This is a genomic window from Pseudomonas sp. YeP6b (genome assembly GCF_025642995.1).
GTDB lineage: Bacteria > Pseudomonadota > Gammaproteobacteria > Pseudomonadales > Pseudomonadaceae > Aquipseudomonas.
This window is the reverse complement of sequence record NZ_CP080090.1, coordinates 1,713,452-1,729,531: the sequence shown is the minus strand read 5'-3', so window position 1 is coordinate 1,729,531 and position 16,080 is coordinate 1,713,452. Positions and strand designations below refer to the sequence as shown.

The 16,080-nt window shown below is 61.4% G+C and carries 13 protein-coding genes; 1 reads left to right on the top strand and 12 read right to left on the bottom strand.

The genetic code is table 11. The features are described from left to right. Positions 1-56: 56 nt before the first annotated feature. The 10 genes from lysS to KZH41_RS07675 form a co-directional block, all read right to left on the bottom strand. Complete coding sequence (gene lysS / locus KZH41_RS07720) at positions 57-1,559, bottom strand: lysine--tRNA ligase (protein WP_094949981.1); 1,503 nt, start codon at positions 1,557-1,559, stop codon at positions 57-59. A 78-nt stretch (positions 1,560-1,637) separates the two neighbouring features. Then, positions 1,638-2,733, bottom strand: a protein-coding gene (prfB, locus tag KZH41_RS07715) for a peptide chain release factor 2 (RefSeq protein WP_141240520.1) whose coding sequence is annotated in 2 segments (ribosomal slippage) — positions 1,638-2,660 and positions 2,662-2,733 — 1,095 coding nt in all. Because the reading frame shifts where the segments join, the coding sequence is not laid out codon by codon here. 234 nt (positions 2,734-2,967) lie between these two features. Continuing rightward, entirely contained in the window at positions 2,968-3,969 is a 1,002-nt protein-coding gene (locus KZH41_RS07710) for a response regulator (RefSeq protein WP_263274638.1), read from the bottom strand. A 52-nt stretch (positions 3,970-4,021) separates the two neighbouring features. Next, positions 4,022-5,032: a chemotaxis response regulator protein-glutamate methylesterase gene (locus KZH41_RS07705; protein WP_263274637.1), complete on the bottom strand. Its 1,011-nt coding sequence runs from the start codon at positions 5,030-5,032 to the stop codon at positions 4,022-4,024. Next, complete coding sequence (locus tag KZH41_RS07700) at positions 5,029-7,293, bottom strand: hybrid sensor histidine kinase/response regulator (RefSeq protein WP_263274636.1); 2,265 nt, start codon at positions 7,291-7,293, stop codon at positions 5,029-5,031. Before KZH41_RS07700 ends, KZH41_RS07705 begins: the two co-directional genes overlap by 4 nt. Next, positions 7,290-7,991 carry a chemotaxis protein CheW gene (locus KZH41_RS07695; RefSeq protein WP_242154711.1) on the bottom strand — a complete coding sequence of 234 codons (702 nt, stop codon included), beginning with the start codon at positions 7,989-7,991 and terminating at the stop codon, positions 7,290-7,292. The genes KZH41_RS07700 and KZH41_RS07695 overlap by 4 nt, the downstream gene beginning before the upstream one ends. Next, positions 7,988-9,250: a CheR family methyltransferase gene (locus KZH41_RS07690; protein ID WP_263274635.1), complete on the bottom strand. Its 1,263-nt coding sequence runs from the start codon at positions 9,248-9,250 to the stop codon at positions 7,988-7,990. Before KZH41_RS07690 ends, KZH41_RS07695 begins: the two co-directional genes overlap by 4 nt. Then, a complete protein-coding gene (locus KZH41_RS07685) occupies positions 9,247-9,759 on the bottom strand; it encodes a chemotaxis protein CheW (RefSeq protein ID WP_263274634.1) in 513 nt (170 codons plus the stop codon). Before KZH41_RS07685 ends, KZH41_RS07690 begins: the two co-directional genes overlap by 4 nt. After that, on the bottom strand, positions 9,759-11,381 hold the full coding sequence (locus tag KZH41_RS07680) for a methyl-accepting chemotaxis protein (protein ID WP_094949974.1): 1,623 nt from the start codon (positions 11,379-11,381) through the stop codon (positions 9,759-9,761). Before KZH41_RS07680 ends, KZH41_RS07685 begins: the two co-directional genes overlap by 1 nt. A 249-nt stretch (positions 11,382-11,630) precedes the next feature. Beyond that, the gene (locus tag KZH41_RS07675; RefSeq protein ID WP_094949973.1) at positions 11,631-12,341 is read right to left on the bottom strand and encodes a tellurite resistance TerB family protein; all 711 of its coding nucleotides are present in this window, start codon (positions 12,339-12,341) and stop codon (positions 11,631-11,633) included. 304 nt (positions 12,342-12,645) lie between these two features. Between KZH41_RS07675 and KZH41_RS07670 the strand changes: the two genes are divergently transcribed. Next, a complete protein-coding gene (locus KZH41_RS07670; protein WP_094949972.1) occupies positions 12,646-14,271 on the top strand; it encodes a glucan biosynthesis protein D in 1,626 nt (541 codons plus the stop codon). 98 nt (positions 14,272-14,369) lie between these two features. Here the strand turns inward: KZH41_RS07670 and KZH41_RS07665 are convergent, their stop codons facing one another. Together KZH41_RS07665 and KZH41_RS07660 are read right to left on the bottom strand one after the other, a co-directional pair. Further along, a complete protein-coding gene (locus KZH41_RS07665) occupies positions 14,370-14,555 on the bottom strand; it encodes a hypothetical protein (RefSeq protein ID WP_094949971.1) in 186 nt (61 codons plus the stop codon). A gap of 302 nt (positions 14,556-14,857) precedes the next feature. Continuing rightward, positions 14,858-15,964: an NADH:flavin oxidoreductase/NADH oxidase gene (locus KZH41_RS07660; protein WP_263274633.1), complete on the bottom strand. Its 1,107-nt coding sequence runs from the start codon at positions 15,962-15,964 to the stop codon at positions 14,858-14,860. Between the last annotated feature and the right edge of the window lie 116 nt (positions 15,965-16,080).

Here is a 16,080-nt window from a genome sequence, read left to right as displayed (position 1 = left end):
GAATACGCCACATAAAAAAGCCGCCTTATAAAAGGCGGCTTCGGGTTTCGCTACGGTTACGCTTGTGGCCGCATGTGCGGGAACAAGATCACGTCGCGGATCGACGGCGAGTTGGTCAAGAGCATCACCAACCGGTCGATGCCGATCCCTTCACCGGCAGTCGGCGGCATGCCGTATTCCAAGGCGCGAACGAAGTCGGCGTCGTAGTGCATGGCTTCGTCGTCGCCGGCGTCCTTGTCGGCCACCTGGGCCATGAAGCGCTCGGCCTGATCTTCCGCGTCGTTAAGCTCGGAGTAAGCGTTGGCGATTTCGCGCCCGCCGATGAACAGCTCGAAACGGTCAGTGACGTTCGGGTTGTCGTCGTTGCGACGGGCCAGCGGCGACACTTCGAACGGGTACTGGGTAATGAAGTGCGGCTGTTCCAGCTTATGCTCCACCAGTTCTTCGAAAATCATCACCTGCAGTTTGCCCAGGCCTTCGAAGCCCAGCACCTTGGCGCCGGCTTTCTTGGCGATGGCGCGGGCCTTGTCGATGTCGGTCAGGTCGTCAGCGGTCAACTCAGGGTTGTACTTGAGGATCGAATCAAACACCGACAGACGCACGAACGGCTCGCCGAAGTGGAACACCTTGTCGCCGTACGGCACGTCGGTGCTGCCCAGAACCAGCTGCGCCAGTTCGCGGAACAGTTCTTCGGTCAGGTCCATGTTGTCTTCGTAGTCGGCGTAAGCCTGGTAGAACTCCAACATGGTGAATTCTGGGTTGTGACGGGTCGAGACGCCTTCGTTACGGAAGTTGCGGTTGATCTCGAAGACCTTTTCGAAGCCGCCAACAACGAGGCGCTTGAGATATAGCTCAGGCGCGATACGCAGGAACATTTCCATGTCCAGCGCGTTGTGGTGGGTTTCGAATGGCTTGGCTGCGGCACCACCGGGGATGGTTTGCAGCATCGGGGTTTCCACTTCCAGGAAGTCACGCTGCATCAGGAAGCTGCGGATGTGCGCGATAACCTGCGAACGCACACGGAAGGTCTGACGCACTTCTTCGTTGACGATCAGGTCAACGTAGCGCTGGCGATAGCGCTGTTCGGTGTCGGTCAGGCCGTGGTGCTTGTCCGGCAGCGGGCGCAGCGACTTGGTCAGCAAGCGTACGGTGGTCATTTCAACGTACAGGTCGCCCTTGCCGGAACGCGCCAGGGTGCCTTCGGCTGCAATGATGTCGCCCATGTCCCAGGTTTTCACCGAGGCCAGGGTTTCTTCAGACAGGGTTTTACGGTTGACGTAAACCTGAATGCGACCGGTCATGTCCTGGATCACCATGAACGAGCCACGGTTGAGCATGATGCGACCTGCCACCTTGACCGGGATTGCAGCCTCTGCCAGCTCTTCCTTGGTCTTGTCCGCGTACTGTTTCTGCAAGGCATCGCAGTAGTTGTCACGGCGGAAGTCGTTCGGGAAGGCATTGCCCTTGGCGCGCTCGGCGGCAAGCTTTTCCTTGCGCAGGGCGATCAGGGAGTTTTCTTCCTGTTGCAGGGCTTGCGGGTCGAGTTGTTGGTCGCTCATGTCTTTTGAAATTCCATCACAGGTTCGTTGCCCCAGGCGTAGGCCGGGGATCGCCGGCAAGCCGGCTCTACACAGTCTTTAAAGCCCCGATTTCAGGCTGGCTTCCAGGTATTCGTCGATATCACCGTCGAGCACCTTGTCGCAGTCGCTGCGTTCGATGTTAGTGCGCAGATCCTTGATCCGCGACGCATCAAGCACATACGAACGGATCTGGTGACCCCAGCCGATATCCGACTTGGTGTCTTCCAGCGCCTGGGAAGCGGCATTGCGCTTCTGCATTTCCTGCTCGTACAACTTGGCCCGCAGCATTTTCATGGCGGTGTCCTTGTTCGCGTGCTGGGAACGTTCGTTCTGGCAGCTGACCACGGTGTTGGTCGGTACGTGGGTAATACGTACGGCCGAGTCGGTGGTGTTTACGTGCTGGCCACCGGCACCGGAGGAGCGGTAGGTGTCGATCCGCAGGTCAGCCGGGTTGATCTCGATTTCCACCTTATCGTCGATCTCGGGCGAGACGAACACGGCGCAGAATGAGGTGTGGCGACGGTTGCCGGAGTCGAACGGGCTCTTGCGCACCAGGCGGTGCACGCCGATCTCGGTCCGCAACCAACCAAAGGCGTATTCACCCTTGATGTGCACGGTGGCGCCTTTGATACCGGCGACTTCACCGGCCGACAGCTCCATGATGGTAGCGTCAAAGCCGCGTTTGTCAGCCCAGCGCAGGTACATGCGCAACAGAATGTTGGCCCAGTCCTGGGCTTCGGTACCGCCGGAGCCGGCCTGGATGTCCAGGTAGGCGTTGTTCGGGTCCATTTCGTGGCTGAACATGCGGCGGAATTCAAGCTTGGCGAGGTTTTCCTCGAGACGGGCCAGCTCGGCGACGACATCGCCCACTGCGCCTTCGTCATCTTCTTCGACGGCCATGTCCAGCAGGTCGCGGCAATCGCCCAGACCGGTGTTCAACTCGTCGAGGGTATCGACGATCTGCGCCAGCGCAGCGCGCTCGCGGCCCAGTTCCTGGGCGTATTCAGGTTTGTTCCAGACAGCCGGATCTTCAAGCTCGCGATTGACTTCGGTCAGACGCTCATGCTTTTGATCGTAGTCAAAGATACCCCCGAATAGTTTCGGAGCGCTCGGACAGGTCCTTGATGGTGTTAAGGATCGGGTTGATTTCCATGGCGGGCAGCACTCGTTGGCGAACTTTTGAAAGCCGACGAGTATAACGACAAACCGGGGCTAACGGCAGCCCGCTTGGCGAAAAGGCGGGTATATGCCCGATCTCAAGAACGATTGCGATCAAATGTGGGAGCTGGCTTGCCTGCGATTGCGGTGTATCAGATACGGAGGTGATAACTGACAGGCCGCTATCGCAGGCAAGCCAGCTCCCACAGAGGATCAGCGTCGTTCTGAATCACTCGATACCGACCTGATTGCGCCCATTATGCTTAGCCGTGTACAAGCCCTTATCCGCCGCCATGATCAACAGCCGGCAATCGCTGCTCTGCTGCGGCGTCATCGTCGACAAACCGATGCTGATGGTCAGGCTCGCGCCTTCTGACGGGGCAATGTGCGGGATTTTCAGCGCCGCCACCGCCATGCGCAGCTTTTCGGCCACCAGCCGCGCACCGCCCGGCGAGGTATTGGGCAACACCAGCGCAAACTCTTCACCGCCGTAACGCGCCGGTAAATCCGAGGGGCGACTGCTGGCTTCGCGAATGGTCGCCGCGACTTTACGCAGGGCTTCATCGCCCTCGACATGGCCGAAGCTGTCGTTGTAGGTCTTGAAGAAGTCCACATCGATCATCAGCAACGACAGTTGGGTCTGGTCACGCATGGCACGGCGCCATTCCAGCTCCAGGTATTCGTCGAAGTGGCGGCGGTTGGACAACCCAGTAAGGCCGTCGGAGTTCATCAACCGTTGCAGCACCAAGTTGGTGTCCAACAGCTGCTGCTGGCTGACCCGCAGCGCCCGATACGCCGCGTCCCGCTGCAACAGGGTCATGTAGGAGCGCGAGTGATAGCGAATGCGCGCCACCAGCTCGATGTTGTCCGGCAGCTTGACCAAGTAATCATTGGCGCCCGCCGAGAACGCCGCGCTCTTGATCAGCGGGTCCTCCTTGGTCGAAAGCACGATGATCGGGATATTCGCCGTGGCCGGATGGTTGCGGTATTCACGCACCAGCGTCAGGCCGTCGAGCCCGGGCATGACCAAGTCTTGCAGGATCACCGTGGGCTTGATGCGAATCGCCTGGGCAATCGCCTGATGGGGGTCGGCGCAGAAGTGGAAGTCGATGTTTTCTTCATGGGCCAGGCCACGCCGCACGGCTTCACCGATCATGGCTTGGTCGTCGACCAGCAACACCATGGCGGCATTTTCGTCGGTTTTGATGCCGTCGATCTGTAAATCACTCATGTGCAGTCACCTGAATTACTTTCCTGCAAGCCGGCACTGCGGGAGGTTTTGATCATTTTGCAAAGACCTCCAGCAATCGGGGCGCAATTCTGTCCAGTGGGCGAATTTCAACAGCGGCATCAATTGCCTCCGCCGCTTTGGGCATGCCATACACCGCCGAGCTCTGCTGATCTTGGGCGATGGTCAAATATCCTTGTTCACGCAGCAATTTGAGCCCCTGGGCACCGTCGCGCCCCATGCCGGTCAGCAATACGCCGACAGCATCGCCGTTCCAATGGCTGGCGACGCTTTCAAAAAATACATCAATGGAAGGCCGGTAAATCTCGTTCACCGGCTCTGCGGTATAGGCTAGCGTGCCGTTTTTCAACAAGCGAATGTGGTGGTTGGTGCCGGCCAGCAGGACCACGCCACTTTGTGGCGGTTCGCCCTCCCGCGCCAGGCGCACCGGCAGGCCTGACGCGCTGCTCAGCCATTCAGCCATGCCGGCGGCGAACACCTGGTCCACATGTTGCACCAGCACGATGGCCGCGCAAAAGTCCCGGGGCAACCCCTTGAGCAGGGTTTCCAGGGCAGCCGGCCCGCCGGCCGACGAACCAATCGCCACCAGGCTTTGGCGCTTGCCGGTGCTGCGCTGCGGCGCGGTTTCGGTGCGTACCCGGCTGCCACGCTGGCCGACCAGCCAGCCAATATTGAGGATCTTGCGCAGCAACGGCGCCGCCGCATCCTTGGCATTGCCCACGCCCAGCGCCGGCGTATCCACCACGTCCAGGGCGCCATGGCCCATGGCTTCGAACACCCGGCTGACATTGGCCTGGCGGTCCACGGTGACGATCACAATCGGGCACGGGGTCTGCGCCATGATCTGCCGGGTGGCTTCCACGCCATCCATCACCGGCATGATCAGGTCCATCAGGATCAAGTCCGGGGTCAGCTCGGCGCAACGCTGCACCGCTTCCTGGCCATTGCCGGCCACCCACACCACTTGGTGCGCGGGTTCGAAACTCAAGGCACGGCGCAACGCCTCCACCGCCATGGGCATGTCATTGACGATCGCAATCCTCATGCCCGGGCGCCTCCGATCAGTTCCACCACGGCGTCCAGCAAGGCGTCGTCATGGAAACTGGCTTTAGCTAAATAATAGTCGGCCCCAGCGTCCAGTCCACGACGTCGGTCTTCTTCGCGATCCTTGTACGACACCACCATCACCGGCAACGATTGCAGGCGACTATCACGACGCAAGAGTGTGACCAATTCAATACCGTCCATACGAGGCATATCAATGTCAGTGATGAGCAGGTCGAAGTCTTCGGAGCGCAAGGCGTTCCAGCCATCCATGCCATCGACAGCGACGGCCACTTCGTAACCACGGTTAAGTAACAATTTGCGCTGCAACTCACGCACGGTGAGCGAATCATCCACCACCAACACGCGTTTGCGCGGCGCTTCGGCGGCCTGCTGGCTGCGCCGGGCGATGCGCTCAAGGCGGCCGGTATTGAGTAGTTTGTCCACCGAGCGCAGCATGTCTTCGACATCGACGATCAATACCACCGAGCCGTCGTCGAGCAACGCACCGGCGGAAATATCCTGGACCTTGCCCAGGCGATCATCCAGCGGCAACACCACCAAGGTGCGCTCGCCGATAAACCGCTCCACCGCAATGCCATAGATCGCATCGCGCTCGCGGATCACCACAACTTTCAGGGTTTCTTCGTTGCTCTGCCCGGCCGGGCGCTGCAACAACTGGCTGGCGGCGACCAGGCCGACGTGGCGGCCTTCGTGCCAGAAATGCTGGCGCCCCTCCAACTGCACAATGTCATCGGGCGCCAGGTCGCACATGCGTTCGATGTGCGCCAACGGGAACGCGTAGGCTTCTTCGCCGACTTCCACCACCAGGCTGCGCACCACCGAGAGGGTCAACGGCACCTCGAGGTGGAAGCGGCTGCCCTGCCCCGCCGTCTGCTCCAGCACCACCGCGCCGCGCAGTTGGCGGACCATATGTTGCACCGCGTCCAGGCCAACACCACGGCCGGACACTTCGGTGACCTTGTCGCGCAGGCTGAAACCCGGCAGGAACAGGAACGTCAGCAGTTCCTCTTCGCTCAGGCGCAGGGCGGTTTCCAGCGGTGACAAATGCCGGTCGACGATGGTGCCGCGCAGGCGCTCCAGGTCGACGCCATTGCCGTCATCGCTCAATTCCAGCACCAGCAAACCCGCCTGGTGCGAGGCGCGCAGGCGGATCAAGCCTTCGGCCGACTTGCCCGCCAGCAGGCGCTGCTCAGGCATTTCGATGCCGTGGTCGACGGCATTACGCAGCAAGTGGGTGAGCGGCGCTTCGAGTTTTTCCAGCACATCACGGTCGACCTGGGTCTTTTCGCCCTCGATCTCCAGGCGCACCTGCTTGCCCAGGCTGCGGCCCAGATCGCGGACCATACGCACCTGCCCGGCCAACACATCGGCAAACGGGCGCATGCGGCAGGCCAGCGCGGTGTCGTACAGCACTTGGGCGCGCTGCCCGGCCTGCCAGCCGAACTCGTCCAGCTCGGCGGTTTTTTCCGCCAGCAACGCCTGGGCTTCGTTGAGCAGGCGACGGGTGTCAGCCAGGGCTTCCTGGGCTTCGAGGTTCAACTCCACAGCCTTGAGGTGGCCATCGAGGGTGTCCAAGGCGCGGGCGCTGTTGTTTTGAATACGCTTGAGGCGCTGCATGCTCGCCAGGTACGGCTTGAGCCGCTGGGTTTCGACCAGGGATTTACTGGACAGGTCGAGCAGGCTGTTCAAGCGCTCGGCGGTGACGCGCAGCACGCGCTCGCCGCCTTCGGTCATGTGTTTGTTCTGGCGCGGCGGCTCGCTGGTGACCGGCGGCTCGGGCTCGGGCGGCAGCGCTTCGACCATAGGCGCCGCAGCCGGCGGGGGCAGCGCAGGTGAAGCGACGGTGGCGGACGGATCGAGCAGGCGCTCCATCAGCGCTACATACGCCTCGATATTCGCCGGGCCCACGTCATTGCCCGGCGTGGCGATGCGCATCAGCAGGTCGGTGCCTTGCAGCAAGGCGTCGATATGTTCGGGTTGCAGGTACAGGCGGCCTTCCTGAGCAGTGACCAGGCAGTCCTCCATGACGTGGGCCACGCTGACCCCGGCATCCACCCCGACGATCCGCGCCGCGCCCTTGAGCGAGTGCGCGGCGCGCATGCACGCCTCCAACTGGTCGGCCTGGGTCGGGTTGCGTTCCAAGGCCAGCAAACCGGCGCTCAATACCTGGGTCTGCGCATCGGCTTCCAGGCTGAACAGTTCCAGCAGCGAGGCATCGCGCATCTGGTCGGGGGTCATGTGAGGCTCCGGGTCACGGCGGACAACAATTGCGCCTCGTCCAGCCAGCGCAGGCTGCGGCCCTTCCACTGCAAAACGCCCTGGGTGAAGCGCGCACTGGCCTGGGCGCCGGAGGCCGACGCCGCCTTCAAGGTGCGCTCATCAATGGCATGGATGCCGTCGACTTCATCGACCGGCACCACCACCGGGCCGTCCTGCGCGGCGATGATCAACATGCGCGGCATGACCCGCCCACCACTGGCCCCGCCGGTGGTGGCGTCCAGCCCCAGCAACTCGACCAGCGACAGGCACGCCACCAGCGCGCCCCGCACATTGGCCACGCCGAGCAGCGCCCGCGAGCGTTGGTGCGGCAGCGAGTGAATCGGTTGCAATGGCGCCACTTCCACTAGGCAGCGGGTGGCAATGCCCAGCCATTCCTCGCCCAGACGAAACATCAACAGGGAGCGCGTGACCACATCGCCGTGGTCCTCGGTTGCCGCCTGTGGCCGCCGGTCGTCCTGCTGCAAGGCATAGCGGTCGAGCAAACGCGTGGCGGCGGCGGAATACACCGAGCAGTTACGGCAATGGATATGCTCCGCCAGTAACGGGCAGGACTTGTCGCCATGGATGCCGATGCGGTTCCAGCAGTCGTCGATGGCTTGGGTGTCGGTCAGGGTCAGGTCCAGGCCCGCAGTATCGAGCGCGTCGTTGCTACTCATCGTTTGGACTCACTGTCAGCTCGCTCGCTACGCGCGGCCCGCGCTTGCAAGCGGCGCGCCCCCGCACTGTCGCCCTGGGATTGGAGCAACGCGGCCAAATGCATCAAGGCCTGCGGGTGCTGCGGTTCCAGGTACAAGGCTTTTCGATAATAACCCTGGGCTTCCAGGGCGCTGCCGGCCACATCGCTGAGCAGCCCCAGCCAGTAAAACACCTGGGCGGCCGGCGGGTGGTTACTCAAATACTGCTCACACGCGGCACGGGCTTCAGCACTTTTGCCTTCGTTGGCAAGCGTGGCGATGCGGCTGAGCAGGTCGCCTGCATCGGTCTGCGCCACCTTGATCGGCGTCACGTGGCTGCTGAGCGTGCTGAACGGGCGTGGCTTGAGAGGCATCGGCGCCGCACTGCGCGGCACGGGCATCGATACAGGCATCAGTACAGGCACCGGCTCGGGCTTGACCGGTTCTACATACCGGCTGAAGGCAAAGGACTGCGGCACACCAATCGAACGCATGCCATGGCGCCCCAGCAGGCTGCCCTCGGCCGGGCCGATAAACAGCACGCCATCCTCGTGGGTCAGGCCCTTGAGCACGTCGAACACTTGCTTCTGGGTCGGCTGGTCAAAGTAGATCAGCAGGTTGCGGCAGAACACAAAGTCGTAGCTTGGCTCATTCGCCAACAGGCCTGGGTCGAGCAGGTTGCCGACTTGCAGGCGCACTTGCTCGCGCACGCGGTCGGCGATGCGATAACCCTCCACCTCTTCGGTGAAGTGGCGCTCGCGAAACTCGATATCACTGCCGCGAAACGAATTCTTGCCATACACCCCGCGCCGCGCGCGTTCCACCGACAGCGGGCTGACATCCAGGCCCAGCACCTTGAATTGGTGCGGCGCCAACCCGGCATCAAGCAAGGCCATGGCAATCGAGTAGGGCTCTTCGCCGGTGGAACACGGCAGGCTGAGGATACGCAGCGCGCGCATCTGCTTGATCTCGGCCAGGCGCGCCTTGGCTAGGCGCGCCAGGGTCGCAAAGGATTCGGGGTAACGAAAAAACCAAGTTTCGGGGACGATGACCGCTTCGATCAGCGCCTGCTGCTCATCCTGGGAGCTTTGCAAGTGCTGCCAGTAAGCCTCTGGCGTCTGCGCCTGCGTGGCCTGGCTGCGTTGGCGTACCGCGCGCTCGATGATCGCCTCGCCCACCGAGGCGACGTCCAGGCCAATGCGTTCCTTTAAGAAGGCAAAGAAGCGCGGGTCATTACTCATAGGTTCAGCTCGGCGCAAAACAGCAAGGTGCGCACGGGTTCGGTGAGCAACTCGTTGACGCCAATCCACTGCATCAAGCCCAAGGCATCTTCACGCACCAGCCCCAAGTACGGCGCCTCGCGGTTGTCCAGCCCATACGGCTGGAACTCCTCAAGGCTGCACCGCAGGGTGTCGGTGGCTTGTTCCAGGATCAGCCCCAGCCAGCGTGCTTCAACCCAGGGTTGCGGCTGGTAATTGACCAACACCAGCCTCGTGCTGGTGCGGGCCTGGGCCGGCGTGCCAAAGGTCAGCGCGCTCAGGTCGATCACCGGCACCAGCGCGCCACGGTGGGCAAAGATCCCCGCCACCCAGACCGGTGCATGGGCGATGGGCTTGAGCGGCAGGCGCGGCAGCACCTCAGCCACTTCCGTGGCCCTGAGGGCATACCGTTCGCCGCCGATGTGAAACACCAGGAACAACGCCTTTTTCGCTGCCGGGACGGCGCCGCGTTTAGCGGCAAGCTCGCTCATCAGACTTTGAAACGCGAGACGCCGCTGCGCAGGCCGACCGCAACCTGGCTCAGCTCATCAATGGCAAAGCTGGCCTGGCGCAGGGATTCCACGGTCTGGCTGCTGGCATCACCCAGTTGCACCAGCGCGTGGTTGATCTGCTCGGCGCCAGTGGCCTGAGCCTGCATGCCTTCGTTGACCATCAACACACGCGGCGCCAACGCCTGCACTTGGTGGATGATCTGCGACAGTTGCTCGCCCACTTGCTGCACTTCAAACATGCCGCGGCGCACTTCTTCGGAGAACTTGTCCATGCCCATCACGCCCGCCGACACCGCCGACTGAATCTCACGCACCATCTGCTCGATGTCGTAGGTGGCCACGGCGGTCTGGTCCGCCAAACGCCGCACTTCTGTGGCGACCACGGCAAAACCGCGCCCGTATTCACCGGCCTTTTCAGCTTCGATGGCGGCGTTGAGCGACAACAGGTTGGTCTGGTCGGCGACCTTGACGATGGTCACCACCACTTGGTTGATGTTGCCAGCTTTCTCATTGAGGATCGCAAGCTTAGCGTTGACCAAGTCGGCGGCGCCCATCACCGAGTGCATGGTTTCTTCCATGCGCGCCAAGCCTTGCTGGCCAGAACCGGCGGCGACCGATGCCTGGTCAGCGGCGGTGGACACTTCGGTCATGGTGCGGACCAAATCCTTGGAAGTGGCGGCGATCTCCCGCGAAGTGGCGCCGATCTCAGTGGTAGTCGCGGCAGTTTCCGTGGCCGTGGCCTGTTGCTGCTTGGAGGTGGCGGCAATCTCGGTGACCGAGGTGGTGACCTGTACCGACGAACGTTGGGCCTGGGATACCAGGGCCGTCAGCTCGGTCATCATGTCGTTGAAGCCGGTTTCGACGGCGCCGAACTCATCCTTGCGTTCCAGGTTCAGGCGCTTGCTCAAGTCACCCGTTCGCATGATGTCGAGGATCTCGACGATGCGATTCATCGGCGCCATGATCGCGCGCATCAGCAGCAGGCCGCAGAGGCCCGCGGCAAGAATGGCCAGCAGCAGCGAAACGCCCATGCTGATTTTGGCAGCCGAGACGGCTTCGTCGATAGCGGCGGTGGCGTTATCGGCAACCTGCTTGTTCTCATTGATGATGTCATTGAGCTTCGCGCGGCCTGCGGTCCAGGCGGGCGTCAGTTGCTCGTCGAAGAGCTTTTGCGCCTCGACGGGGTTGTTGGCCTGATGGGCGTCCAGGACTTGGGCGAGAATCTTGTTGTAGTTCTGATGGAGTTTTTCGAAGGCATCGAATTCGCTGCGATTCTGGCCAATATTGATGGTGCTGGCGTAACTGGCCATGTGCTGTTCAAGACGCGCCTCGAAGGACTTGTAGTCCTGCTTGTCGGCCTCTGAAATGCCCTGGCTTTGGTGCGCGCCGACCAATTCCTGGGTTTGCAAATAGCTGTCGACCCAGGCGCTGCGAATCATCGAACTGAAAAACACCCCGGGCACGGCGTCGTCGCGAACGGAGGTTTCGCTGACTTCGATTTTCAGCAAGCGCGAATACGAGACCACGACCATCAGCAGCATGATCGCGATAATTACCGCAAAGCTCGCCAAAATCCTTTGGCGCAAGGTCCAGTTCTTCACAGTAATTCCTCGAAGGGCCATTCAAATGGAGGGGAGTATAGCTGAGCAGATGGCCTCACTTATCAATGGCTTTTGATGCAGTGCACACAGAATGCAAAAACACCTGTGGGAGGGCTGGCTGGGGATCGTTTCCACGCTCTGTGTGGGCATGCAGCCCGTTACATTGGCAGGATTCAAGCGGTGTTGCAGAGGGCGGGACGCGGAGCGCCCCGCAAGGCATTCCCACGCGCGAGCGTGGGAATGATCAGGTCAGAGGGTGGCTTGGCGTACTTGTTTTTCCAGTTCGAGCTTCAAGCCAGGCTCCAGTTTGAGCTGGCGGGCCAATTCGTCCAGATAGGCCTTTTCCATGAAGTTCTCTTCATCCACCAGCATCACGCTGGCGATGTACATTTCGGCGGCCATTTCCGGAGTGCCGGCTGCGCGGGCCACGTCGGCAGGGTCGAGGGGTTTGTTCAGCTCGGCGTGCAGCCAGCCTTGCAGCTCGCGGTCGTTGTCGAGCTTGGTGAACTCGCCTTCGATCAGCGCGCGTTCGCGTTCGTCCACATGCCCATCGGCTTTGGCGGCCGCGACCAGCGCTTTAAGAATGCCCTGGCTGTGCTGCTCGACCTGGGCCGGCGGCAAACGGTCGATGGTCTGCGGCTCGCCCTGGGGTGCATTGGCCTGTTGCGCCTGCCAATTGCCATAAGCCTTGTAGGCAATCACGCCCAAGGCCGCCAAACCACCGTAGGTCAGGGCTTTACCGCCAAATTTGCGCGCTTTCTTGTTGCCCAGCAGCAAGCCCATGGCACCTGCCGCTAGGGCTCCACCGCCCGCACCGCCAAGCAAACTGCCGAGCCCGCCACCGCCGAGCAGCCCGCCGAGGGCGCCTTTATCATTCGGTTTGCGCGGGTCGCCGGCCTTCTTCTGCAACATGTCCTGGCCAGACTTGAGTAACTGATCGAGCAATCCACGGGTATTCATATATAGCCTCCAGACACTTGGGTTCGTAGGACCAATAGGCCCCCAGCGTAAAACTAAGTGCCAAAAAACCCAGATCTAGAGTGCTTCGAGTTGTAACGTCACCTGCTAATACCGGAAACGTCTTGTTTCATATGCGACGCCATCATCCCGCTATCAATCAATTTTCCTTCCTCATCGAACCGCTTAAGCTAACCGGCGTCTGTTTATAGTCCGTTGCGTTTGGCCGAAGGCATGTCCGAACCGTTATTTCTGATCCAGCACGTGCCAGGAACGGCGCGGGATTTGCTCACGACAGGTTGTCTCTATGCACCGCAGGAATTTGCTCAAAGCGTCCATGGCCATTGCGGCTTACACCGGTTTGTCGGCCAGCGGCCTACTCGCCGCGCAGGCCTGGGCTGGGAACCGTGCCGCCGATGGCAAGGCCGTGGCGTTTGATTTTGAAACGCTTAAAGCCCAGGCCAAACAGCTCGCCGGCACCGCCTATAAAGACACCAAACAGGTGCTGCCGCCGACCCTGGCGACCATGACGCCGCAGAATTTCAATGCCATCGGCTACGACGGCAACCACTCGCTGTGGAAGGAATTGAACGGCCAGCTCGACGTGCAATTCTTCCACGTCGGCATGGGTTTCAAGACGCCGGTGCGCATGCACAGCGTCGACCCCAAGACCCGCGAAGCACGCGAGGTGCATTTCCGCCCCTCGCTGTTCAACTATGAAAAGACCACAGTCGACACCAAGCAGCTGACCGGCGACCTGGGTTTCTCCGGCTTCAAGCTGTTCAAGGCGCCGGAACTGGATCGCCATGACGTGCTGTCATTCCTCGGCGCGAGCTACTTTCGCGCGGTGGATTCCACCGGCCAGTACGGCCTGTCCGCACGCGGCCTGGCGATTGATACCTACGCAAAAAAACGCGAAGAATTCCCCGACTTCACGCAGTTCTGGTTCGAAACCCCGACCAAGGACGCCACGCGTTTTGTGGTCTACGCCCTGCTCGACTCGCCGAGCGCCACCGGCGCCTACCGCTTCGACATCGACTGCCAGGCCAATCAGGTGGTGATGGCCATCGACGCGAATATCAACGCACGCACCACCATCGAGCAACTCGGCATCGCGCCGATGACCAGTATGTTCAGCTGCGGCACCCATGAGCGCCGTATGTGCGACACCATCCACCCGCAAATCCATGACTCGGACCGCCTGGCGATGTGGCGCGGCAACGGCGAGTGGATCTGCCGCCCGCTGAACAACCCGGCCAAGCTGCAATTCAACGCATTCGCCGACACCGACCCGAAAGGCTTCGGCCTGGTGCAGACCGACCATGAGTTTGCTAGCTACCAGGACACCGTGGACTGGTACAGCAAGCGCCCAAGCCTATGGGTCGAACCCACCACGGCATGGGGCGAAGGCTCGATCGACCTGCTGGAAATCCCCACGACCGGCGAAACCCTGGACAACATCGTGGCCTTCTGGACCCCGAAAAAGCCCGTGGCCGCCGGCGATTCGCTCAACTACGGCTACAAGCTGTACTGGAGCGCGCTACCACCGGTGAGCACACCGCTGGCGCAAGTCGACGCCACCCGCTCCGGCATGGGCGGCTTTACCGAAGGTTGGGCACCGGGCGAGCACTACCCCGAAGTATGGGCACGCCGCTTTGCGGTGGACTTCAAAGGGGGCGGCCTCGATCGCCTGCCCGCGGGCACCGGCATTGAGCCGGTGGTGACCTGTTCCCACGGTGAAGTGAAAGATTTCAGCGTGCTGGTGCTCGACAACATCAAGGGCTATCGCATTCTGTTCGATTGGTACCCGACCAGCGACAGCGTGGAGCCGGTGGAACTGCGTCTGTTTATCCGCACCCAGGACCGCACCTTGAGTGAAACCTGGCTGTACCAGTACTTCCCGCCGGCGCCGGACAAGCGCAAGTACACCTGATACCCATTGTGGGAGCGGGCTTGCCCGCGATAGCCTGGGGTCAGTCGCGCCTGTGTTGACTGACACACTGCAATCGCGGGCAAGCCCGCCCCCACACGTTAAAAGCGCGACACGCTTTTCATCGCCCCAATCAAGTACCGCATCGCCACCTGATCGTTCTCGGTCAGCGCGCGGTACTGCTCCAGTAATTGCACCTCATCCGAGCTCAACCTTCGACCACGCAAAGACATTTTGCCGGTCAGAAAACTCACCACCGCACCCGCAACATCATAGGACTTGGCCATGGACTGTTTCTCCTGATATCAAACTAAGACGCTTGGCGCCCATCACCTGCCTTCCCTGAGACGCGATGCCTTCACGAACAAGCTGACTGACTCCCTGGGCCAGAAATCAGACTTACCCTAAGCGTAGAAACAATCGGCTCCCGTGTGGGATTTTTTTAGAGTATTAACTTAAATAAATCGCCCAAGTAACAAAGACCTACAGCACTTTCCCACGCGGCGGCCGGCGCAGGTGAGGCCGCAAAAAACAACAGCAAGAAAAAACCCACCGGGTCAGGGTGGGTTTTGGTGGATCAGGTGTGGGATCAATCCCTCAGATCAGACTCATGGATCGGCTGATCGCGATGGGTCGCCCGTTGGTACTGCGCCGGCCAGATCGCCTTGCGCCCACCCAAGTCATCATCGGCATGCAGCGGCCAGTACGGGTCACGCAACAGCTCACGGGCCAGGAAGATGATGTCGGCCTGGCACGTGCGCAGGATGTGCTCGGCTTGGGCCGGCTCGGTAATCATGCCGACGGTGCCGGTGGCGATGCCCGACTCTTTGCGTACACGCTCGGCAAAGCGCGTCTGGTAACCGGGGCCGGTGGGGATCTCGGCGTTGGCGGCGGTGCCGCCGGAGGACACGTCGACCAGGTCCACGCCCAAGTCTTTGAGGCGGCGTGCCAGCTCCACGGTTTCATCCGGGTTCCAGCCGTCTTCCACCCAGTCGGTGGCCGATACCCGTACAAACAGCGGCAGCTCCTGAGGCCAGACTTCACGCACAGCCTTAGTGACTTCGAGCACCAGGCGGATACGGTTTTCAAACGAGCCACCGTAGTGGTCCTGACGCTGGTTGCTGATGGGCGAGAGGAATTGATGCAGCAGGTAACCGTGAGCAGCGTGGATTTCCACCACTTCAAAACCGGCAGTCAGCGCGCGTTTGGCGGCGGCCACAAAGTCGGCGATCACGTGTTGGATCTGCGCTTCGTCCAGTTGCTGGGGTTGCGTGTGATTGGGATCGAAAGCAATCGGCGATGGGCCTACCGGCACCCAGCCGCCCTCTTGCGGCTTGACGCTGCCGTGCTTGCCGATCCACGGCCGATGCGTGCTGGCCTTACGCCCGGCATGTGCCAGTTGAATGCCCGCCACCGCGCCTTGGGCGGCAATAAACCGCGTGATGCGTTGCAACGGTTCGATCTGTTCATCCTTCCACAGGCCCAGGTCCTGGGCGGTGATGCGGCCATCGGAGGTCACGGCGGTGGCTTCGGTGAAAATCAGCCCGGCGCCGCCGACGGCGCGGCTGCCAAGGTGCACCAGGTGCCAGTCATTGGCCAAGCCGTCCTCGGAGGAGTATTGGCACATTGGCGAGACGGCGATCCGGTTGAGCAGGGTCAATTGACGGAGGGTGTAGGGTTCGAGCAGCTGACTCATGGCGCACCTCTTCTGGGTTCTGTGGGCACTATTCAAACAGTGCTTAGAGCCTAGTCGACAACGGTGGCTTGCATAGGGTTCAGAAGGAAAACGGGAGCCGATTGCCGGCTCCCGTG